This window comes from Clostridium nitrophenolicum, from assembly GCF_055391695.1.
On record NZ_AP042469.1, the window covers coordinates 5646325 to 5669370 of the forward strand.

Sequence of the window (23046 nt, forward strand, 5' to 3'; positions counted from 1 at the left end):
TATAATGTACTTATACAGTTAATCTTAGTACAAGGAGGTGAAACTACTCAAATCAGAGTGGTGGTTTTATGAAATTTAAATATTGTCCAGTTTGTGGTCAAAAGTTAATAGAGAAGTATAGCTGGGATGAGGGTGGAGTTCCCTACTGTCCAGTAGATGATATTATGTATTTCGATACTCCTAAGCCGTGTATAATAGTGGCTGTAATAAAAGAAGATAAAATATTGCTTCTTAAACAAAGTTATATATTTAAAGATTCAAAGGTTCTTTTATCCGGTTATGTAACTAATGGTGAAACTGTTGAGAGCACAGTTCATAGAGAGGTATTAGAAGAGGCGGGTATTAAAGTAAAAGATATAAAATATTTAGGTAGTGAGTATTTAGAATCTAAAGAGATATTAATGCTTACATTTATGGCAATGTATGATGGAGGAACTATAAAAAAATCATCAGAAGTAGAATGGGTGGATTGGAGTAATATTGAGGATGCCCTTTGTGAAATGAATGAGGATAAAATAGGGAAAAGAATAGTTAGAAAAGTTTTAAAGGAATTAGGATACACTGGAAATAAGGCTTATAGATGTGAAGAAGATAATTGTGATAATGGTAATTGTAAGTTAAAGGGACAGTAGTATTGAGTAGATAAAAACAAAAAATGGATATTAAGGTAAAAATATGTTATTATAATATAACAAAATTTAAGTTGAAGTAGTGGGGTTATATTGTTATAAAGGAGGAAAAATGTATGGTCAAACATGTACCAGAAATACAGGGTATATTAAGGAGACACATGATTCAAGTTCCAAATGTTATACGAGAAGCAAGTGGTATTAGAATATTTGGGAAGAGACTTAAATCCTTTGTGTTCAGTACTGATGTAGCGGTTATAAAAAACACAAATGCAGATGCTGTTATTGCAGTTTATCCATTTACACCTCAGCCGCTTATAACACAGGCTATTATGCTATCTGCAGACATTCCGGTATTCTGTGGAGTTGGTGGAGGTATTACAACTGGTAAAAGAGTTGTTAATTTAGCTTTAGATGCAGAGTTTAAGGGAGCTATGGGAGTAGTAGTAAATAGTCCGACTCCTAATGAAGTTATAGAACAAATGAGGGACACTATTGACATACCTATAATTGTTTCGGTTGTATCAGAATATGAAAATATTAAGGAAAGAATAGAAGCAGGGGCTACTATACTAAATGTATCAGGCGCTAAAAGAACTTCTCATATAGTTAAAAAAATAAGAGAAATGTATCCTGAGTTTCCTATAATCGCTACAGGAGGGCCTAATGAGGAAACTATAAGAGCTACAATAGAAGCAGGGGCAAACGCTATAACCTTTACCCCGCCAACGGCATCAGAAATATTAAGCGAAATAATGATTGCATATAGGGAGAAATATGCCCAAGAATATTATAGTGAATAAGTTTTTAAATTATTATGCATAATACAAGATAGTGTATTATGCATTTTTATATTATAATTTTATTTGTAAGTTTATAATACAAAAGTTATATCTTTGTTATAGAGCGCCTTAATCATATAATTCAAAAGCTTTAAAATTCAAGTAATAGATAATAAAGTGTTTATTTAAGTACATAAAAGAAGGGATTGGCCAATCTAATATAGAAAATATAAATGTTATAAGCTTAAATCTAAAAGAGAATTTTTTAATATAGGCTTGTAGAGCCGAATTTCATATAGATGAATAAATAATGGGAGATGGGATTTTGATGAAAGGTGTTTTGTATTATTTTAGTGGCACCGGAAACACAAAATGGGTAGCTGATAGGTTTAAAGAGAATTTTAAATCCTATGGTATAGATATAAAATTGATAAATATGGAATCAGAAGAATCAATTAATATAAAGTGTTATGATTTTATAGTAGTAGGTTCTGTAGTACATTCTAATATGGAACCTAAAATAGTAAGTGATTTTTTAAAAAAATTGCCTGATACTAAGAAAAAAATGAAAACTATTATATATTCAACTCAAGGAGGCAAATCATCAGTAGCGGTTTTATCCATGGCAAAAAAAATATCACAAAAAGGATATGATATAGTTATTCAATCTGCCATAAGAATGCCTAACAACTGTTATTTTATTTCTGGCAAAAAACCTACTAAAAAAGAAGAAAATGAAATTTTGAAGGATGCGTCAGAAAAGGTTAAAGAATTAATTAAAATTTTTATAGACAATAAAAGATTAAAAGAAAACAATTCAATTTTTAAGATGGGAATAGGAAAGATTTCTAGTAAGCTTTTTAAGAATTCATTACCTAAACTATCTAAAAATTTGACAGCAATAGAGGAATGTAAAAAATGTGGTTTATGCCTTAGAAATTGTCCTAAAAATAACATAACATTTGAAGATGGTCATGCTGTTTTTCATAGTAAATGCATGCTATGTTTGCGATGCATGAACATATGCCCTATAAATGGCATAAGATATAAAAATAAGAAGATAGAGCAAGTACAAAGGGATAGAATTAATGTTTTAAATTTAAACAAGTAATATTTATACTAGAGAGGAAGAAAAGTTGTGATTTTAAATAATAATTGTAAAGTGTGTCCTGAGTTTTCTAATAGCTGTGATGGAAAGGTAGAAAATTGCATGTGTAAGTCATGTCCTAGAAGCCTTGGAAAATGCATTATTACAAGATATTGTACAGAAACAGAATCAGTTTTAGACTAGTAGGTAAGAAACATATTTTTTTTGCTATTTTAGAATTATATTTTTATTTGCGGTAATAATACCTACATAAGCAAATAAAATATTGAACATTTAGATTTAAGGTATTTGAAATTAAGATTGTAATAAGACTACTATTTAGGAGTGGTTATATGATTTCAATTCAGGAAAAAATGTTGGTAGCAGAAAATTGTGCAGAATATAAGCCTAAGGTCTATACTTTTAATGCAAATAGAAGTGCTATTTCACAAGGATGTAATACATGTGTAAATTACATAAATGATAAATGTAATAAGGAATTATTTGAGCAAATTGAAGAAAAAATAAGAATAAACTAAGAAAGAAATTCTAAGAGAATGTCATATCTATTTTTAGATAATTATAAAAATTTTTAAAAAAGTATTGACATATATATTTTATCACTCTATAATAAAAAACAAGTTAAAAAATAATATATTTTATCTGATGAAGAGAATAGTAACATGAGCAGAGGTTAAGAGAGTCAGTGGTTGGTGAAAACTGATACCTAGGTCTTTTGTGAATCCACCTCCGAGGATATTACGATGAGTAATACGGAAAAAACCGTTATTTATAATGAGAGGACTATGTATATGTTTATTATATGTAGTCAATGAGGGTGGCAACGCGAGTCAATCGTCCCTATACGGGAGGTTGGCTTTTTTATTTTATAAAAATTTATAGTGCTATAATTATTTATATTAAAATTTAATAGTTCCGATGAAAAGAATAGTAACATGAGTAAAGGTTAAGAGAGTCAGTGGTTGGTGAAAACTGATACCTATATCTTTTGTGAATCCGCCTTTGAGGATATTGCGATGAGTAATACGGAAAAAACCGTTATTTATAATGAGAGGACTATATGTATATTTATTATGTGTAGTCAATGAGGGTGGCAACGCGAGTCAATCGTCCCTATGTGGATGGCTGACTCTTTTATTTTTTATAAAATTCACTTTATCAAAGTATAACTGTATAATGATATAACTTTACAGTTAAAAAATGCACAAAAATTTCAGGGGGTACTAAATATGCATAAAAAATTATTTATTCCAGGACCAATAGAGGTTAAAGAAGATGTTTTAGCAAAGATGGCTATGCCAATGATAGGTCATAGAAGCAAGGAGGCATCAGAACTTCAAAGAAGAATTAGTGAAAAACTTAGAAAGGTGTTTTATACAAAAGAAGAGATACTGTTATCAACTACATCTGGAAGTGGTCTTATGGAAGGGGCAATAAGATCTTGTACAGTTAAAAGAGCTGCAGTATTTTCTATTGGAGCCTTTGGTAAGAGATGGTATGAAATGGGGATAAACAATAATGTGCCAGCAGATTTATTTGAGGTTGAATGGGGCAAGGCTGTAGATCCTAATGAAGTAGATAAGGTTTTAGCTACAGGCAAATACGATTTAATTTGTATAACCCACAATGAAACATCTACAGGAGTTATGAACCCAGTAGATCAAATTGGAGAGGTAATAAGAAAATATCCAGAGGTTGTATGGTGCTTAGATACAGTAAGTTCTATGGCTGGAACAAAAGTAGAAGTAGATAAACTTGGAGTAGATATATGTATAGCTTCAAGTCAAAAGGCACTTGCACTTCCTCCAGGAATGGCAGTATGTTCTTTTTCACAAAAGGCTATAGAAAGAGCTAAAAATGTTAAATTTAGAGGATATTATTTAGATTTATTAGCACTTTATGAATATATTCAGAAAAAAGATTATCAATATCCGTCAACTCCTTCTCTTTCACACATGTTTGCAATGGACTATCAGTTAGACAAAATATTAGAAGAAGGATTAGATAATAGATACAAAAGGCATATAGAAATGGCTGAGTATGTAAGAGCATGGGGAAAAGAACACTTTGAATTGTTTGCAGATGAAAGATATTTATCAAATACTCTTACAAATATTAAAAACACTACAGGAATAAGTGTTGCAGAATTAAATAAGGAATTAGGGAAAAGAGGTTTCCAAATTTCAAATGGATACGGCAAGTTAAAAGAGCAGACATTTAGAATAGCTCATATGGGTGAATGTACTTTAGATGATATAAAAGAATTATTAGTAAATATAGATGAAATATTGAATTTTTAAAAGTATGTAATTGGGGCAAACACTATACAGCATTTAATTGGGGCAAATGTTGTATAGTATCAAACAAAATTAAAGTTCATAAAAATAAAAAGGAGGCTATTAATTATGATAAAAATATTAGTTTGTGATGGAATGGAAAAGGAAGCAATAAAAAAGCTTATAGATGATGGGTTTGAGGTAGTTAACAAACATTATGAAGAGGAAGAACTTAAGGAAAATGTTATGGATTTTGATGTTATGATAGTAAGATCAGCTACAAAGGTTAGAAAGCCAATAATTGATGCAGCTAAAGGTGGAAAGCTTAAGCTTGTAATTCGTGGAGGAGTAGGAGTAGATAATATTGATGTAGATTATGCTAGAAAAAACGGAATAGAAGTTAAAAATACACCTAATGCTAGCAGTGCTTCTGTAGCAGAACTTACTATAGGCCACTTATTTGCGCTAACAAGATATATACATTTGGCAAATGTAACAATGAGAGATGGAAAGTGGGAAAAGAAAAAATATGAGGGTATAGAACTCTTTGGAAAAACTTTAGGGCTTATTGGATTTGGTAGAATAGCAAGAGAGGTAGCTACAAGGGCAGAAGCTTTAGGAATGAGGGTAATATATACTGATAAATTGGGAAAGGCAAGAGGGTATGAGAGATTTGAGTTTTGTACAATAGAAAAACTTTTAAAAAAGGCTGATTTTGTATCACTTCATGTTCCTTTTAATAAAGAAGAAGGGGCTATTATAGGGAAAGATCAATTTGCTATTATGAAAGATGGTGCTTATATAATAAATTGTGCAAGAGGTGGAGTAATTGATGAAGAAGCACTAATAGAGGCTCTAAATTCAGGTAAAATTAATGGTGCAGGTCTTGATGTATTTGAAAATGAACCTAAGCCTAATCTTGAATTGGTAAATCACCCTAAAGTATGTGTTACACCACATATAGGCGGTTCTACTGAAGAGGCACAGGAAAGAATAGGTGAAGAAATAGTAGAAACAATAGAAGAGTTTTTTCAATATAATAACGAATTAGCTGTTAATGCTTAGGAAAGAGGGGGATGGATATGGCCATTTTAAAATCATTTGCGGCAGTAAGGCCTAGAAAGGATATAGCTCATAAAGTTGCAGCATTACCTTATGATGTTATGAATAGTGAAGAAGCAAGAGAAATTGTTGGTGATAATGAATATTCTTTTTTGCATGTAGATAAGGCAGAAATAGATTTAGATAGAAATATAAATATATATGATAAGATTGTATATGAGAAAGCAAGAAACAATTTATATGAAATGATTAATAAAGGTGTCTTAGCAAAAGATAATAAAAAATGTTTATATATTTATAGATTGATAATGGATGGAATAGAACAAACAGGAATAGTTGGATGTGCTTCCATAGATGACTATTTAAATAATGAGATAAAAAAGCATGAGCATACTAGAGAAGAGAAAGAACAGGATAGAATAAACCATGTCGATATTTGCGATGCAAATACAGGACCAATTTTCTTAACTTATAAGTATAATAATGAAATTGATGGTATAATAAAATCATGGACTGAAAAAGAAGCTATATATGATTTTTTAGCAGAAGATAATATAAGACATATGGTATGGATCATAGATGATGAGCATATTATATGTAATATATGCAATATATTTAAAAATATAGATAGCGTATATATAGCAGACGGACATCACAGATCAGCTTCAGCCGTAAAAGTTGGTTTGAAAAGGAGAAAGGAAAATCCTAATTATACAGGACAGGAAAAATTTAATTTTTTTCTATCAGTACTTTTTCCACATTCAGACCTAAGAATTATGGATTATAACAGGATTATCAAGGACTTGAATGGACTTTCTACCGAGGAATATATATTTAGGGTTTCGGAAAAATTCAATGTAAATATATATGAAGGAGATGAACCATATAAGCCTTCTTGTAAGCATACTTACGGTATGTATTTAGGAGGAAAATGGTATGAACTTACGGCAAAAAAGGGGACTTATGATCCTTGCAATCTTGTTGATAGATTAGATGTATCTATTCTTCAAAACAACCTACTAAAACCAATTTTGGGAATTGAAGACCCAAGAACGGACAATAGAGTGGATTTTGTAGGTGGTATAAGAGGTCTTAAAGAACTCGAATTGAGAGTAGATAATCAAAAAAACGGGGCAGCCTTCTCTATGTATCCAACTGATATAGAAGACTTAATGCTTATAGCGGATGCTGGAGAAGTGATGCCTCCAAAATCTACTTGGTTTGAACCAAAGTTAAGAAGTGGATTATTTATTCACACATTAAGGTAAAAATAAAGATTTAACTAGAGATATTTATTCTAGTTAAATCTTTTTTATTTAAGTTATTCCCATTCATTTATATAATTATATAATGCAGGGAATACATTTAAGCTAGACATAAGACTAAAATACTCAGACATTGCGTCTTCGTTTTCCTCTTTTATTTTAACAGCTCTTATCATAAGGTTTTTTGGAGTTTCTAAGGGAGATATATATTCCACAACAGAAACATCGTAACCTTTTGCTTCAAGTAACAATGATCTCATTCCATCAGTTAAAATGTCAGCCATTCTAGCTTTAAATACGCCATGTTTTAATATAGTTTTAAAAGGTTCATATGAATATTGACTTAGTAATTCTCTGTGACAGCAGGGTACTGCAACAATAGCATCAGAACTTAACTTTATTCCAAGTGCTAAAGCCATATCTGTGGCTGTATCGCAAGCATGAAGAGACATAACAATATTTATTTTGTGTTTTGGAGTATAATTTTTAATATCTATTGCATGAAATTCCATATTTCTATAGCCTAAATTCTCAGCAATTTTTTGGGAGGTTTCTATAACACTTTCTTTATAGTCAAGTCCTATAAAATGACATCTAACTTTTTTTACTTCTGTCAAATAATAATTTAATACAAAGCTTAAGTATGACTTACCACAGCCGCAATCTAATATATTTAAAGTTTGATTTTTAGGAAGTTTATTTAACATTTCATCAAAAAGTTCAACATAGTGATCTATCTGGTTATATTTTCGTATCTTGTCATTTTTAATTTTACCTTCTTTGCTCATAATGCCTATTTCTTTTAATAATTTATCGGCCTTACCTACTTTTATAAGATAGTTTCTATTTAATAATGTAGAAGTTTCATTAGTATTATCATTATCATTTTCTTCTTCTTTAATATCTATATTTTTCATCTTTACATTTTTATTATCGGCTTCAATTAATATATCAGTACCTCTCTCACTATAAGTTAAAGTTACACTGTCATAATTTATTGCATCACTACATAATTTATCTACTAACTCATCTATGGATAGAGACTCTGTTTTCCCATTAAAATTAAATTTTATTTTGCCAGAATCATATGTACCAATACCTTTAAAATTCTTTAGACCAGCCTTATAAATAACTGTAATGCCTTTAAAAATATCTAAATTTTCTTCAAATCTATTTTTCAAACCTATAAGAAATAGGTTTAGTTTAGATATACTCTGTTTATTCATTTATAACACATCCTCATATTATATTTAAAATCATATAAATAATATAAACATATACTTTTATATTATCAATATTTTTTATGCTATAATGTTACAGAGGTTAAGTTTTTATTAAAAATTTTAAAAGTCTATTAACGGGAGAGATTAGAATGTTAAAAGAACATCATGTAACTATAAGCTTGGCAAATGGTAGTAAGAGTGAATATATAGTTAGAGATAATGCAGGAATTACTATAGGACGGGTTTTTATTATTGAGTTATCAAAAGAAAATAGGTATTGCAGTTTTAGAATTAAGTTTTATAAAGATGGGGAATCGGGATATGAGCTACTAAAAGAAGCTCTAAACCTATTTTTGATTTCTCTGTTTAAAAATATGGATATTAATAAAGTTAGCGTAGTTGCAGATGAAGAGATAAATATTATGGCTTTTACTGATCTTGGTTTCAAGCTTGAAGGCATAATCTCTAGTAGTATAATTTTTAATAAAGTATTTAAGGATGAATTAATATTTGGATTAAATTTCGATAGCTTTAGAGATGAAAAAAGATATAAGGAAATAGAGATAAGCGGAATAAATGTAGAACTTGCAGTTTTAACTCCTGATGACGCTGAAGATGTTTTAAACTACTATCTTAAAAATAAGTTATATCTTGCTCCTTTTGAACCCGATAGAGATGAGAGTTTTTATACTTTAATGGGACAAAGAAGAATACTTGTAGAGGGATATAAGCAATTTTTAAATGGAGATAGTGTTAACTTTGGAATATATAAAAATAAGAAGCTAATTGGAAAAATACAAATATCTAATATAGTGATGGGAGTATTTAAAAGTGCTTTTGTCGGATATTCTATAGATGAAGAAGAACAAGGTAGGGGATATATGAAAGAAGCTTTAGGTCTTGTAGTAAAATATGCCTTTGAAGATATTGGATTACATAGAGTAGAAGCATCAACACTTGTGGAGAACATAAAATCTCAAAAAGTCTTAAAGGCCTGTGGTTTTAAAGAGGTTGGCATGAATGAGAAGTACTTATTCGTTAATGGTAAATGGAGAGATCATATAACATTTTATAAAACTAAATAGACAAATAAATACTGAATAGAGCTTGTAAATTTACATGCTCTATTTATATATTATCTGATATCTATCGCCACTAACCCCTCAACGCACTCTGTGTAAGCGATCATCTCAAAATCATAGATTTTGGATGCCTGCTTAAGATTTGGGCTCTCTGCTTTTCTTAAGCTTAGAAGCCTGTTTATAGAGTATATGTTCAGACAGGTTAAATACTTAATTTATTAGCAATATTCAGTATATAAAAATAAACACTTCCAGGTGTATCAACATATAAAAAAGCTAAGAATATTGAGTAAAAGTTAATAATTTTAAAATAAACTGCAAAAACAGAACATATAACACATATTGAATACATATAATGTGATAGAATAACACATGTCGCTTGAAGAAACGACAAAGCTTAACAAAAACAACTTAAAAAAAGTTGTTGACAAGGTTAAGCAGATATGATAAACTACAATAGTCGCTGCGAGAGAGCGACATGATCCTTGAAAATTAAACAGAGGTTAGAAGTCAAAATGACTTTTATTAAGTAAACTAAACCAGCAATTCTTTTGAACTACTTGTTAGTAGTCAAAAACAACAGTAATGAGCATTCAAACTTTTAAATTGAGAGTTTGATCCTGGCTCAGGACGAACGCTGGCGGCGTGCCTAACACATGCAAGTCGAGCGATGAAGCCCTTCGGGGTGGATTAGCGGCGGACGGGTGAGTAACACGTGGGTAACCTGCCTCAAAGAGGGGGATAGCCTCCCGAAAGGGAGATTAATACCGCATAACATTAGTTTTTCGCATGGAGAACTAATTAAAGGAGCAATCCGCTTTGAGATGGACCCGCGGCGCATTAGCTAGTTGGTGAGGTAAAGGCTCACCAAGGCGACGATGCGTAGCCGACCTGAGAGGGTGATCGGCCACATTGGAACTGAGACACGGTCCAGACTCCTACGGGAGGCAGCAGTGGGGAATATTGCACAATGGGCGAAAGCCTGATGCAGCAACGCCGCGTGAGTGATGAAGGCCTTCGGGTTGTAAAGCTCTGTCTTTTGGGACGATAATGACGGTACCAAAGGAGGAAGCCACGGCTAACTACGTGCCAGCAGCCGCGGTAATACGTAGGTGGCGAGCGTTGTCCGGATTTACTGGGCGTAAAGGATGCGTAGGCGGATTTTTAAGTGAGATGTGAAATACCCGGGCTTAACTTGGGTGCTGCATTTCAAACTGGAAGTCTAGAGTGCGGGAGAGGAGAGTGGAATTCCTAGTGTAGCGGTGAAATGCGTAGAGATTAGGAAGAACACCAGTGGCGAAGGCGACTCTCTGGACCGTAACTGACGCTGAGGCATGAAAGCGTGGGTAGCAAACAGGATTAGATACCCTGGTAGTCCACGCCGTAAACGATGAGTACTAGGTGTAGGAGGTATCGACCCCTTCTGTGCCGCAGTTAACACAATAAGTACTCCGCCTGGGAAGTACGATCGCAAGATTAAAACTCAAAGGAATTGACGGGGGCCCGCACAAGCAGCGGAGCATGTGGTTTAATTCGAAGCAACGCGAAGAACCTTACCTAGACTTGACATCTCCTGAATTACTCGTAATGGAGGAAGCCCTTCGGGGCAGGAAGACAGGTGGTGCATGGTTGTCGTCAGCTCGTGTCGTGAGATGTTAGGTTAAGTCCTGCAACGAGCGCAACCCTTATCATTAGTTGCTACCATTAAGTTGAGCACTCTAGTGAGACTGCCCGGGTTAACCGGGAGGAAGGTGGGGATGACGTCAAATCATCATGCCCCTTATGTCTAGGGCTACACACGTGCTACAATGGGTAATACAAAGAGAAGCAATACAGTGATGTGGAGCAAAACTATAAAATTACCCTCAGTTCGGATTGTAGGCTGAAACTCGCCTACATGAAGCTGGAGTTGCTAGTAATCGCGAATCAGCATGTCGCGGTGAATACGTTCCCGGGCCTTGTACACACCGCCCGTCACACCATGAGAGCTGGCAACACCCGAAGTCCGTAGTCTAACCGTAAGGAAGACGCGGCCGAAGGTGGGGTTAGTGATTGGGGTGAAGTCGTAACAAGGTAGCCGTAGGAGAACCTGCGGCTGGATCACCTCCTTTCTAAGGAGTCGACAAAGTAGGTAATTCTACTTTGAAGGTTTGTTTACACTCTGTTTAATCTTGAGGGATTATTTACTAGTTGATTTTGAATAATCAACATGATAAAATAAATCTCCAATTGTTCTTTGAAAATTGCACAGTGATATTAAATAAAAGTAAAGCTGAAGGTAAAACTACTTATTATATAAGTAAGTAACCTTTGTAGATTTATAACTAAGCAAAGAAAATTGATAGAAACCAATTTTCGGATGAATGGTCAAGCTACAAAGGGCGCATGGTGAATGCCTTGGCACCAGTAGTCGAAGAAGGACGTGATAAGCTGCGATAAGCTTCGGGTAGGCGCAAATAGCCTGTGATCCGAAGATTTCCGAATGGGGCAACCCACACTACTAACGTAGTGTACTGTAAACTGAATTCATAGGTTTATAGGGATATACCCGGGGAACTGAAACATCTAAGTACCCGGAGGAAGAGAAAGAAAAATCGATTTCCTAAGTAGCGGCGAGCGAAAGGGAAAGAGCCCAAACCAGGAACTTGTTCCTGGGGTTGCGGACAGATCATAAACGGAGAGGTATCTTAATTGAAGAGAGCTGGAAGGCTCCGCCGTAGAAGGTAACAGCCCTGTAGGTGAAAAGAGAAAACTCTAGATCTGCTCCAGAGTACCACGAGACACGTGAAACCTTGTGGGAAGCAGGGAGGACCACCTCCCAAGGCTAAATACTAACTGGTGACCGATAGTGAAGCAGTACCGTGAGGGAAAGGTGAAAAGAACCCCGGGAGGGGAGTGAAATAGAACCTGAAACCGTGTGTCCACAACCGGTCAAAGCACTTTTACGTGCGATGACGTGCTTTTTGTAGAACGAGCCAGCGAGTTACGATATGTAGCAAGGTTAAGCACTTAAGGTGCGCAGCCGAAGGGAAACCGAGTCTGAATAGGGCAATAAGTTGCATGTCGTAGACCCGAAACCGGGTGACCTATCCATGGACAGGTTGAAGCGGAAGTAAAATTCCGTGGAGGACCGAACCACGTTGGTGTTGAAAAACCATGGGATGAGCTGTGGATAGCGGAGAAATTCCAATCGAACTCGGAGATAGCTGGTTCTCCTCGAAATAGCTTTAGGGCTAGCGTTGAGAATGAGTAATGGAGGTAGAGCACTGAATGGGCTAGGGGCTGACAACAGTTACTGAACCCTATCAAACTCCGAATGCCATATACTTGAATCTCAGCAGTCAGACTACGAATGATAAGATCCGTGGTCAAAAGGGAAACAGCCCAGATCATCAGCTAAGGTCCCAAAGTGTAAGTTAAGTGGAAAAGGATGTGGGATTTCTAAGACAACTAGGATGTTGGCTTAGAAGCAGCCACTCATTCAAAGAGTGCGTAATAGCTCACTAGTCGAGAGATCCTGCGCCGAAGATGTCCGGGGCTAAAACTTACCACCGAAGCTATGGGCTCGAAAGAGCGGTAGAGGAGCTTCCTGTATGGATTGAAGTCGTACCGAAAGGAGCGGTGGACTGTACAGGAGTGAGTATGCTGGCATAAGTAGCGAGAAATAAGTGAGAATCTTATTGGTCGAAAACCTAAGGTTTCCTGAGGAAGGCTCGTCCGCTCAGGGTTAGTCGGGACCTAAGCCGAGGCCGAAAGGCGTAGGTGATGGACAATCGGTTGATATTCCGATACCGCCAACTGACGTTATTACAAATGGGATGACGCAGGAGGATAAGATGTGCGCACTATTGGATGTGCGTCTAAGCACTTAGACATGTTTAACAGGCAAATCCGTTAAACTTAGTTGAGGTGTGATGGGGAGCCCTTATGGGCGAAGTATCTGATTCCACGCTGCCAAGAAAAGTCTCTATGGAGGAAGTTGGTGCCCGTACCGCAAACCGACACAGGTAGGTGAGGAGAGAATCCTAAGACCAGCGGAAGAATTGTTGTCAAGGAACTCGGCAAATTGACCCCGTAAGTTAGCGATAAGGGGTGCCTACGCAAGTAGGTCGCAGAGAATAGGCCCAAGCAACTGTTTAGCAAAAACACAGGTCTCTGCTAAAGCGAAAGCTGATGTATAGGGGCTGACGCCTGCCCGGTGCTGGAAGGTTAAGGGGAACACTTAGCGCAAGCGAAGGTGTGAACTTAAGCCCCAGTAAACGGCGGCCGTAACTATAACGGTCCTAAGGTAGCGAAATTCCTTGTCGGGTAAGTTCCGACCCGCACGAATGGCGTAATGACTTGGGCACTGTCTCGACAACAAATCCGGCGAAATTGTAGTGCAAGTGAAGATGCTTGCTACCCGCGATTGGACGGAAAGACCCCGTAGAGCTTTACTGTAGCTTAGCATTGAGTTTCGGTATTGTCTGTACAGGATAGGTGGGAGACTGAGAGACAAGGGCGTCAGCCTTTGTGGAGTCATCCTTGGGATACCACCCTGACAGTACTGGGATTCTAACCGGCGGCCATGAATCTGGTCACGGGACATTGTTAGGTGGGCAGTTTGACTGGGGCGGTCGCCTCCTAAAAAGTAACGGAGGCGCCCAAAGGTTCCCTCAGAACGGTTGGAAATCGTTCGTAGAGTGCAAAGGCAGAAGGGAGCCTGACTGCGACACATACAAGTGGAGCAGGGACGAAAGTCGGGCTTAGTGATCCGGTGGTTCCTCGTGGGAGGGCCATCGCTCAACGGATAAAAGCTACCTCGGGGATAACAGGCTGATCTCCCCCAAGAGTCCACATCGACGGGGAGGTTTGGCACCTCGATGTCGGCTCGTCGCATCCTGGGGCTGAAGTAGGTCCCAAGGGTTGGGCTGTTCGCCCATTAAAGCGGCACGCGAGCTGGGTTCAGAACGTCGTGAGACAGTTCGGTCCCTATCCGTCGCGGGCGTAGGAAATTTGAGAGGAGCTGTCCTTAGTACGAGAGGACCGGGATGGACTGACCTCTGGTGCACCAGTTGTTCCGCCAGGAGCACAGCTGGGTAGCTATGTCGGGACGGGATAAACGCTGAAAGCATCTAAGCGTGAAGCCCACCTCAAGATTAGATTTCCCATAGCGTAAGCTAGTAAGACCCCTTGAAGAACACAAGGTTGATAGGTCAGAGGTGTAAGCATGGTAACATGTTCAGCTGACTGATACTAATAGGTCGAGGGCTTGACCAATACAATTCACTGTGCAATTTTCAGAGAACAAATAATCTGGTGATTATGACGTGAAGGTAACACCCGTTCCCATTCCGAACACGACGGTTAAGCTTCATAGTGCCGATGGTACTGCAGGGGAGACCCTGTGGAAGAGTAGGTCGTCGCCAGGTAAATATGGTTTACTAGCTCAGTCGGTAGAGCACATGACTTTTAATCATGGTGTCCGGGGTTCGATTCCCCGGTAAGCCACCAAGAAGCATCTTATAAGATGCTTCTTTTTTTATTTTAATTTATAAATTTATATATTATACTTATAGAGTAACCCTTTAAGCAAGAATCTTGCATATAAAATTCATATAGAGAGGAATAAAGATGAGTAAAAAAATAAAATGGATTTTAGTTATTACATGGATGGTTATAATATTTTGGTTTTCTAATCAACCAGCTGCTATATCAGATGAGAAAAGTAAGTTTGTAATACATGCATTTAAGGTATTGGGATTGAATCTGGATAGTATTTTAGGTGATTTAGCCAATTTTATAGTACGAAAAGCTGGTCACTTCACTGAGTATTTAATTTTATATGTGTTGTTTTTCAATGCATTATTAGAAGATTTTAATTTTAAAAAGTCGTTAATGGTCTCATTTTTCATTGTATTTGTATATGCATGCTCTGATGAAATACATCAAATTTTTATTCCAGGTAGGACTGCACGTATAAGAGATGTAATTATAGATACATGTGGCGGCAGCTTTGCAATGTTGACAATATATTTAAAACAAAAAAATCTCTTTAAAAAGAAGCCCTAAATTATATATTTTTTAGGGCTTTTTTTAAGCTATTCCAGTCTTGTTCATAGGTGGCATGAAATTCATCACTTCTGTTATAGGTTAAGGAGGAAGGATGATACATAGGGAAAATGTACTTTTTAATATCTTCGTTGAAATATAACTTTCCGTGGCACTCACCAATAGATTTAAAATTTGTGAGTCTTTTTAATGGAACATTTCCAAGAGTTATAATAATTTTAGGATTTACAAATTTTATTTCTTCATCTAAAATCTCGCGAAAAAGATCCACTTCTAAAGTTTTTGGAGGTCTATTACTAATAGTTACTCTACCACTAGGATTTTCTTTTAATTTTATCGGTCTAAAGAAACAAGTATTTGTTATACGGATTTTATCTCTAGATAAACCTATAGAATTTAAATGTTTCTCAAAATTTTTTCCAGCCATGCCTACAAAAGGTTTTTTTTCCTCAACTTCATTTTTACCAGGTGCTTCACCCACAAATAATATGTCACAAGGTATTGGGCCATCACCAGTTATGTACCCACCTGTTTTATCATCAGTATAGTTATCAGTGATAACTTTAATTTTGGATTCTAGTTCTTTTTGTATCTCCATTCTAACTCTCCTTATAATCTGATTTATTGCACTTTATCATAATTTTAATAATAATTTATACCGTTAGCAGCTTAGACATAATTATTTTTTTCTAAAAATTATTTTATATACTTTCCTATATATGAGGAGCTAATAATTGAAACTGCAGTATATTTAGTGAAAGGTTATGTAATTATATTATATATGATTTAATTGTATTGATACACTTTGGTATATCTAATAAGAATGGTATAATTCAGTTAAAATATTCTTATATTTAGTAGGAGTGGTACAAATGAAAATTCCGTATATAATGACACCTGGGCCAACCCAGGTAAGGGAAAATGTAAGATTAGCAAGAAGTCTAGAAACTACAAACCCAGATTTGGATCTACAATTTTATGATTTTTATAAAGAAACTTGTGAAAAAATAGGTCAATTTTTAAAAACTAAAAACGAGGTAAGGATCTTAAGTGGAGAGGGAATACTAGGCTTGGAGGCAGCGTGTGCATCTTTAACAGAAGAAGGAGATAGAGTCTTAGTAATAGATAATGGTATATTTGGAGAGGGATTTGCCGATTTCGTAAAAATGTATGGGGGAGAGCCAATACTTTTTAGTGGAGATAGGCAGAGAGAAATTGATATTAACGAGCTTCAAAAGTTTTTAGATAAGGATAGCAACTTTAAGTATGCAACTGTGGTTCATTGTGATACACCTTCTGGAGTATTAAATAATATAGCAAAGATATGTCCTATATTAAAAGAGAAGGGTATTCTTACTGTTGTCGATAGTGTTGCAGCTATGGGTGGAGAAGAAGTGTATGTAGACGAATGGCAAATAGATATAATATTAGGTGGTTCACAGAAGTGTGTTTCAGCTCCTCCCGGTCTTACATTTTTAAGTATAAGTGAGGATGGTTTTAATGCTATGAAAAATAGAAAGAAACCTATAGCTTCTTTCTATTGTAATTTATTAATATGGGAAAATTATTATGAAAATAAATGGTTTCCATATACGCAGCCTATAAGCGATATTATGGGCCTGAGTGAAGCTATAGATAATTTGCTAAAGGACAAAGAAATTATAATAAGACATGCCAAAATAGCTGAAGCTACTAGAAAAGCAGTTTTAGAAGCTGGGTTAAGCTTATATATAAAGCAAGGATATTCAAATACCGTTACAGTTATAGAAATGCCTGAAGATATAAATGATGCTGAACTAAGAAATTATATGTTGGAAAAGTATAATGTACTAATTGCTGGTTCTTTTGGATACCTAGGTGGCAAAGTAATAAGAATAGGGCATATGGGAGAAAACGCAAGAATTGATAAAGTTAGTTATACTTTGTTTGCGTTGCAGAAATCATTAGAACATCTTGGATTTAACTGTGGATGCGACATATCTTCCTGTTTTTTAAGTGAGTTATAAAATAAAAGGAAAAAAAGTTGTTACTGGAACTACCGGTAACAACTTTTTAATTTCATGATTAGAAATGTTGGCCATTTTCGTAATAGGAATTTTCTTTTAGTACAGTAAAGAAAATATCTACACTTTCATAACCACATTGATGAACAAAATTATTTATAGTTTCAGCAACTTTATCCTGTACTTCTTGCCCTCTATCAAACCATACGACTTCAATAAAAGGATAACCTTCACATGTTTCGCCGTCTTTTATAAATGTTGATGGTATGCACTCGATCGTAAAATAACTTCTAGGACAGCCTATAATCTTTTCTAGATCATCAATCATATTAGTACTTATACTACATATTTTTGATACTTCTACTCCTCTTACTTTTATCTGTGGCATTAAAATCACCTCCTGTAACATTTTAACTTATAAACGATAAAAATTAAACATAATTATTATTAAATGTATCAACATTTCCTGGTGTATCAATATGAGAATAACAAAGAAAAGTATATAAAATAAGAAGAAAAATAGACATAACTGAATTAAATAAGAGAAATAGGGAATATTACAGTTACATAATGTGATAGAATAACACATGTCGCTTGAAGAAACGACAAAGCTTAACAAAAATAACTTGAAAAAAGTTGTTGACAAGGTTAAGCAGCTGTGATAAACTACAATAGTCGCTGCGAGAGAGCGACATGATCCTTGAAAATTAAACAGAGGTTAGAAGTCAAAATGACTTTTATTAAGTAAACTAAACCAGCAATTCTTTTGAACTACTTGTTAGTAGTCAAAAACAACAGTAATGAGCATTCAAACTTTTAAATTGAGAGTTTGATCCTGGCTCAGGACGAACGCTGGCGGCGTGCCTAACACATGCAAGTCGAGCGATGAAACCCTTCGGGGTGGATTAGCGGCGGACGGGTGAGTAACACGTGGGTAACCTGCCTCAAAGAGGGGGATAGCCTCCCGAAAGGGAGATTAATACCGCATAACATTAGTTTTTCGCATGGAGAACTAATTAAAGGAGCAATCCGCTTTGAGATGGACCCGCGGCGCATTAGCTAGTTGGTGAGGTAAAGGCTCACCAAGGCGACGATGCGTAGCCGACCTGAGAGGGTGATCGGCCACATTGGAACTGAGACACGGTCCAGACTCCTACGGGAGGCAGCAGTGGGGAATATTGCACAATGGGCGAAAGCCTGATGCAGCAACGCCGCGTGAGTGATGAAGGCCTTCGGGTTGTAAAGCTCTGTCTTTTGGGACGATAATGACGGTACCAAAGGAGGAAGCCACGGCTAACTACGTGCCAGCAGCCGCGGTAATACGTAGGTGGCGAGCGTTGTCCGGATTTACTGGGCGTAAAGGATGCGTAGGCGGATTTTTAAGTGAGATGTGAAATACCCGGGCTTAACTTGGGTGCTGCATTTCAAACTGGAAGTCTAGAGTGCGGGAGAGGAGAGTGGAATTCCTAGTGTAGCGGTGAAATGCGTAGAGATTAGGAAGAACACCAGTGGCGAAGGCGACTCTCTGGACCGTAACTGACGCTGAGGCATGAAAGCGTGGGTAGCAAACAGGATTAGATACCCTGGTAGTCCACGCCGTAAACGATGAGTACTAGGTGTAGGAGGTATCGACCCCTTCTGTGCCGCAGTTAACACAATAAGTACTCCGCCTGGGAAGTACGATCGCAAGATTAAAACTCAAAGGAATTGACGGGGGCCCGCACAAGCAGCGGAGCATGTGGTTTAATTCGAAGCAACGCGAAGAACCTTACCTAGACTTGACATCTCCTGAATTACTCGTAATGGAGGAAGCCCTTCGGGGCAGGAAGACAGGTGGTGCATGGTTGTCGTCAGCTCGTGTCGTGAGATGTTAGGTTAAGTCCTGCAACGAGCGCAACCCTTATCATTAGTTGCTACCATTAAGTTGAGCACTCTAGTGAGACTGCCCGGGTTAACCGGGAGGAAGGTGGGGATGACGTCAAATCATCATGCCCCTTATGTCTAGGGCTACACACGTGCTACAATGGGTAATACAAAGAGAAGCAATACAGTGATGTGGAGCAAAACTATAAAATTACCCTCAGTTCGGATTGTAGGCTGAAACTCGCCTACATGAAGCTGGAGTTGCTAGTAATCGCGAATCAGCATGTCGCGGTGAATACGTTCCCGGGCCTTGTACACACCGCCCGTCACACCATGAGAGCTGGCAACACCCGAAGTCCGTAGTCTAACCGTAAGGAAGACGCGGCCGAAGGTGGGGTTAGTGATTGGGGTGAAGTCGTAACAAGGTAGCCGTAGGAGAACCTGCGGCTGGATCACCTCCTTTCTAAGGAGTCGACAAGATAGGTAATTCTATCTTGAAGGTTTGTTTACACTCTGTTTAATCTTGAGGGATTATTTACCGGTTGATTTTAAATAATCAACATGATAAAATAAATCTCCAATTGTTCTTTGAAAATTGCACAGTGATATTAAATAAAAGTAAAGCTGAAGGTAAAACTACTTATTATATAAGTAAGTAACCTTTGTAGATTTAAGAATTAATATAAATTAATAGTAGCGAGCAGAACAAGGAAGCAACTGAATGAGGAGCAGAGTTTACTTAAGGTAAATGAGCACCGCAATGAAGGAAGCTGACGCAGTAATGCGAAGGTAATATTAATTTAGATGGTCAAGCTACAAAGGGCGCATGGTGAATGCCTTGGCACCAGTAGTCGAAGAAGGACGTGATAAGCTGCGATAAGCTTCGGGTAGGCGCAAATAGCCTGTGATCCGAAGATTTCCGAATGGGGCAACCCACACTACTAACGTAGTGTACTGTAAACTGAATTCATAGGTTTATAGGGATATACCCGGGGAACTGAAACATCTAAGTACCCGGAGGAAGAGAAAGAAAAATCGATTTCCTAAGTAGCGGCGAGCGAAAGGGAAAGAGCCCAAACCAGGAACTTGTTCCTGGGGTTGCGGACAGATCACAAAAGTTGTGATTTCTTAATTGAAGAGAGCTGGAAGGCTCCGCCGTAGAAGGTAACAGCCCTGTAAGTGAAAAGAATAGCAATAAGATCTGCTCCAGAGTACCACGAGACACGTGAAACCTTGTGGGAAGCAGGGAGGACCACCTCCCAAGGCTAAATACTAACTGGTGACCGATAGTGAAGCAGTACCGTGAGGGAAAGGTGAAAAGAACCCCGGGAGGGGAGTGAAATAGAACCTGAAACCGTGTGTCCACAACCGGTCAAAGCACTTTTACGTGCGATGACGTGCTTTTTGTAGAACGAGCCAGCGAGTTACGATATGTAGCAAGGTTAAGCACTTAAGGTGCGCAGCCGAAGGGAAACCGAGTCTGAATAGGGCAATAAGTTGCATGTCGTAGACCCGAAACCGGGTGACCTATCCATGGACAGGTTGAAGCGGAAGTAAAATTCCGTGGAGGACCGAACCACGTTGGTGTTGAAAAACCATGGGATGAGCTGTGGATAGCGGAGAAATTCCAATCGAACTCGGAGATAGCTGGTTCTCCTCGAAATAGCTTTAGGGCTAGCGTTGAGAATGAGTAATGGAGGTAGAGCACTGAATGGGCTAGGGGCTGACAACAGTTACTGAACCCTATCAAACTCCGAATGCCATATACTTGAATCTCAGCAGTCAGACTACGAATGATAAGATCCGTGGTCAAAAGGGAAACAGCCCAGATCATCAGCTAAGGTCCCAAAGTGTAAGTTAAGTGGAAAAGGATGTGGGATTTCTAAGACAACTAGGATGTTGGCTTAGAAGCAGCCACTCATTCAAAGAGTGCGTAATAGCTCACTAGTCGAGAGATCCTGCGCCGAAGATGTCCGGGGCTAAAACTTACCACCGAAGCTATGGGCTCGAAAGAGCGGTAGAGGAGCTTCCTGTATGGATTGAAGTCGTACCGAAAGGAGCGGTGGACTGTACAGGAGTGAGTATGCTGGCATAAGTAGCGAGAAATAAGTGAGAATCTTATTGGTCGAAAACCTAAGGTTTCCTGAGGAAGGCTCGTCCGCTCAGGGTTAGTCGGGACCTAAGCCGAGGCCGAAAGGCGTAGGTGATGGACAATCGGTTGATATTCCGATACCGCCAACTGACGTTATTACAAATGGGATGACGCAGGAGGATAAGATGTGCGCACTATTGGATGTGCGTCTAAGCACTTAGACATGTTTAACAGGCAAATCCGTTAAACTTAGTTGAGGTGTGATGGGGAGCCCTTATGGGCGAAGTATCTGATTCCACGCTGCCAAGAAAAGTCTCTATGGAGGAAGTTGGTGCCCGTACCGCAAACCGACACAGGTAGGTGAGGAGAGAATCCTAAGACCAGCGGAAGAATTGTTGTCAAGGAACTCGGCAAATTGACCCCGTAAGTTAGCGATAAGGGGTGCCTACGCAAGTAGGTCGCAGAGAATAGGCCCAAGCAACTGTTTAGCAAAAACACAGGTCTCTGCTAAAGCGAAAGCTGATGTATAGGGGCTGACGCCTGCCCGGTGCTGGAAGGTTAAGGGGAACACTTAGCGCAAGCGAAGGTGTGAACTTAAGCCCCAGTAAACGGCGGCCGTAACTATAACGGTCCTAAGGTAGCGAAATTCCTTGTCGGGTAAGTTCCGACCCGCACGAATGGCGTAATGACTTGGGCACTGTCTCGACAACAAATCCGGCGAAATTGTAGTGCAAGTGAAGATGCTTGCTACCCGCGATTGGACGGAAAGACCCCGTAGAGCTTTACTGTAGCTTAGCATTGAGTTTCGGTATTGTCTGTACAGGATAGGTGGGAGACTGAGAAACAAGGGCGTCAGCCTTTGTGGAGTCATCCTTGGGATACCACCCTGACAGTACTGGGATTCTAACCGGCGGCCATGAATCTGGTCACGGGACATTGTTAGGTGGGCAGTTTGACTGGGGCGGTCGCCTCCTAAAAAGTAACGGAGGCGCCCAAAGGTTCCCTCAGAACGGTTGGAAATCGTTCGTAGAGTGCAAAGGCAGAAGGGAGCCTGACTGCGACACATACAAGTGGAGCAGGGACGAAAGTCGGGCTTAGTGATCCGGTGGTTCCTCGTGGGAGGGCCATCGCTCAACGGATAAAAGCTACCTCGGGGATAACAGGCTGATCTCCCCCAAGAGTCCACATCGACGGGGAGGTTTGGCACCTCGATGTCGGCTCGTCGCATCCTGGGGCTGAAGTAGGTCCCAAGGGTTGGGCTGTTCGCCCATTAAAGCGGCACGCGAGCTGGGTTCAGAACGTCGTGAGACAGTTCGGTCCCTATCCGTCGCGGGCGTAGGAAATTTGAGAGGAGCTGTCCTTAGTACGAGAGGACCGGGATGGACTGACCTCTGGTGCACCAGTTGTTCCGCCAGGAGCACAGCTGGGTAGCTATGTCGGGACGGGATAAACGCTGAAAGCATCTAAGCGTGAAGCCCACCTCAAGATTAGATTTCCCATAGCGTAAGCTAGTAAGACCCCTTGAAGAACACAAGGTTGATAGGTCAGAGGTGTAAGCATGGTAACATGTTCAGCTGACTGATACTAATAGGTCGAGGGCTTGACCAATA

Annotated in this window: 14 protein-coding genes, 1 tRNA gene, 5 rRNA genes and 2 other annotated features; of the genes, 17 read left to right on the forward strand and 3 right to left on the reverse strand. The window is 38.2% G+C overall.

Translation table 11 applies throughout. The features are described 5' to 3' along the window. Positions 1 to 68 precede the first annotated feature (68 nt). The 8 genes from ACZ5N4_RS26915 (at position 69) to ACZ5N4_RS26950 (ending at position 7125) form a co-directional block, all read left to right on the forward strand. Positions 69 to 632, forward strand: coding sequence for an NAD(+) diphosphatase (locus ACZ5N4_RS26915; protein WP_178906211.1), 564 nt, complete (start codon positions 69 to 71; stop codon positions 630 to 632). Positions 633 to 745: 113 nt separating this feature from the next. Continuing rightward, entirely contained in the window at positions 746 to 1432 is a 687-nt protein-coding gene (locus tag ACZ5N4_RS26920; protein WP_464205871.1) for a beta/alpha barrel domain-containing protein, read from the forward strand. Between the two features lie 307 nt (positions 1433 to 1739). Beyond that, positions 1740 to 2522 carry an EFR1 family ferrodoxin gene (locus ACZ5N4_RS26925; RefSeq protein WP_464211066.1) on the forward strand — a complete coding sequence of 261 codons (783 nt, stop codon included), beginning with the start codon at positions 1740 to 1742 and terminating at the stop codon, positions 2520 to 2522. A 27-nt stretch (positions 2523 to 2549) separates the two neighbouring features. Then, positions 2550 to 2702: a hypothetical protein gene (locus ACZ5N4_RS26930; protein WP_464205872.1), complete on the forward strand. Its 153-nt coding sequence runs from the start codon at positions 2550 to 2552 to the stop codon at positions 2700 to 2702. Between the two features lie 149 nt (positions 2703 to 2851). After that, positions 2852 to 3037, forward strand: a complete 186-nt coding sequence (locus tag ACZ5N4_RS26935) for a hypothetical protein (RefSeq protein WP_211145066.1) — start codon at positions 2852 to 2854, stop codon at positions 3035 to 3037. A gap of 118 nt (positions 3038 to 3155) precedes the next feature. Next, positions 3156 to 3364, forward strand: a binding site (T-box leader). A gap of 64 nt (positions 3365 to 3428) precedes the next feature. Next, positions 3429 to 3637: a binding site (T-box leader), on the forward strand. A 111-nt stretch (positions 3638 to 3748) separates the two neighbouring features. After that, the gene (locus ACZ5N4_RS26940) at positions 3749 to 4819 is read left to right on the forward strand and encodes a pyridoxal-phosphate-dependent aminotransferase family protein (protein ID WP_464205874.1); all 1071 of its coding nucleotides are present in this window, start codon (positions 3749 to 3751) and stop codon (positions 4817 to 4819) included. A 105-nt stretch (positions 4820 to 4924) separates the two neighbouring features. After that, entirely contained in the window at positions 4925 to 5860 is a 936-nt protein-coding gene (locus ACZ5N4_RS26945) for a D-2-hydroxyacid dehydrogenase (RefSeq protein WP_464205876.1), read from the forward strand. 17 nt (positions 5861 to 5877) lie between these two features. Then, positions 5878 to 7125: a DUF1015 domain-containing protein gene (locus ACZ5N4_RS26950; protein ID WP_464205877.1), complete on the forward strand. Its 1248-nt coding sequence runs from the start codon at positions 5878 to 5880 to the stop codon at positions 7123 to 7125. Between the two features lie 53 nt (positions 7126 to 7178). Here ACZ5N4_RS26950 and ACZ5N4_RS26955 read toward each other — a convergent pair whose 3' ends face one another. Then, entirely contained in the window at positions 7179 to 8348 is a 1170-nt protein-coding gene (locus ACZ5N4_RS26955; protein WP_464205879.1) for a class I SAM-dependent methyltransferase, read from the reverse strand. Between the two features lie 146 nt (positions 8349 to 8494). Between ACZ5N4_RS26955 and ACZ5N4_RS26960 the strand changes: the two genes are divergently transcribed. The 6 genes from ACZ5N4_RS26960 to ACZ5N4_RS26985 all read left to right on the forward strand — a co-directional run bounded on the left by ACZ5N4_RS26960 (position 8495) and on the right by ACZ5N4_RS26985 (position 15478). Beyond that, complete coding sequence (locus ACZ5N4_RS26960) at positions 8495 to 9430, forward strand: GNAT family N-acetyltransferase (RefSeq protein ID WP_464205881.1); 936 nt, start codon at positions 8495 to 8497, stop codon at positions 9428 to 9430. A 599-nt stretch (positions 9431 to 10029) separates the two neighbouring features. After that, positions 10030 to 11538 (forward strand): 16S ribosomal RNA (locus ACZ5N4_RS26965). Positions 11539 to 11792: 254 nt separating this feature from the next. After that, positions 11793 to 14686, forward strand: a 23S ribosomal RNA gene (locus ACZ5N4_RS26970). 35 nt (positions 14687 to 14721) lie between these two features. Further along, positions 14722 to 14838, forward strand: a 5S ribosomal RNA gene (gene rrf, locus ACZ5N4_RS26975). The 16S, 23S and 5S rRNA genes sit together here with 1 tRNA gene alongside, the layout of an rRNA operon. 6 nt (positions 14839 to 14844) lie before the next feature. Then, a tRNA-Lys gene (locus ACZ5N4_RS26980) sits at positions 14845 to 14920 on the forward strand. Between the two features lie 120 nt (positions 14921 to 15040). Further along, a complete protein-coding gene (locus ACZ5N4_RS26985; RefSeq protein WP_464205882.1) occupies positions 15041 to 15478 on the forward strand; it encodes a VanZ family protein in 438 nt (145 codons plus the stop codon). Between the two features lies 1 nt (position 15479). Here ACZ5N4_RS26985 and ACZ5N4_RS26990 read toward each other — a convergent pair whose 3' ends face one another. Then, positions 15480 to 16076, reverse strand: coding sequence for a uracil-DNA glycosylase (locus tag ACZ5N4_RS26990; protein ID WP_464205884.1), 597 nt, complete (start codon positions 16074 to 16076; stop codon positions 15480 to 15482). 274 nt (positions 16077 to 16350) lie between these two features. Here ACZ5N4_RS26990 and ACZ5N4_RS26995 point away from each other — a divergent pair, with 274 nt between their 5' ends. Beyond that, positions 16351 to 17484, forward strand: coding sequence for a pyridoxal-phosphate-dependent aminotransferase family protein (locus tag ACZ5N4_RS26995; RefSeq protein WP_464205886.1), 1134 nt, complete (start codon positions 16351 to 16353; stop codon positions 17482 to 17484). Positions 17485 to 17542: 58 nt separating this feature from the next. Here the strand turns inward: ACZ5N4_RS26995 and ACZ5N4_RS27000 are convergent, their stop codons facing one another. After that, positions 17543 to 17869: a DUF1904 domain-containing protein gene (locus ACZ5N4_RS27000; RefSeq protein WP_464205888.1), complete on the reverse strand. Its 327-nt coding sequence runs from the start codon at positions 17867 to 17869 to the stop codon at positions 17543 to 17545. Between the two features lie 429 nt (positions 17870 to 18298). Here ACZ5N4_RS27000 and ACZ5N4_RS27005 point away from each other — a divergent pair. Both ACZ5N4_RS27005 and ACZ5N4_RS27010 read left to right on the forward strand, forming a co-directional pair. Next, positions 18299 to 19807 (forward strand): 16S ribosomal RNA (locus ACZ5N4_RS27005). Positions 19808 to 20150: 343 nt separating this feature from the next. Further along, positions 20151 to 23044: ribosomal RNA gene (locus ACZ5N4_RS27010) — 23S ribosomal RNA — on the forward strand. Positions 23045 to 23046: the final 2 nt, after the last annotated feature.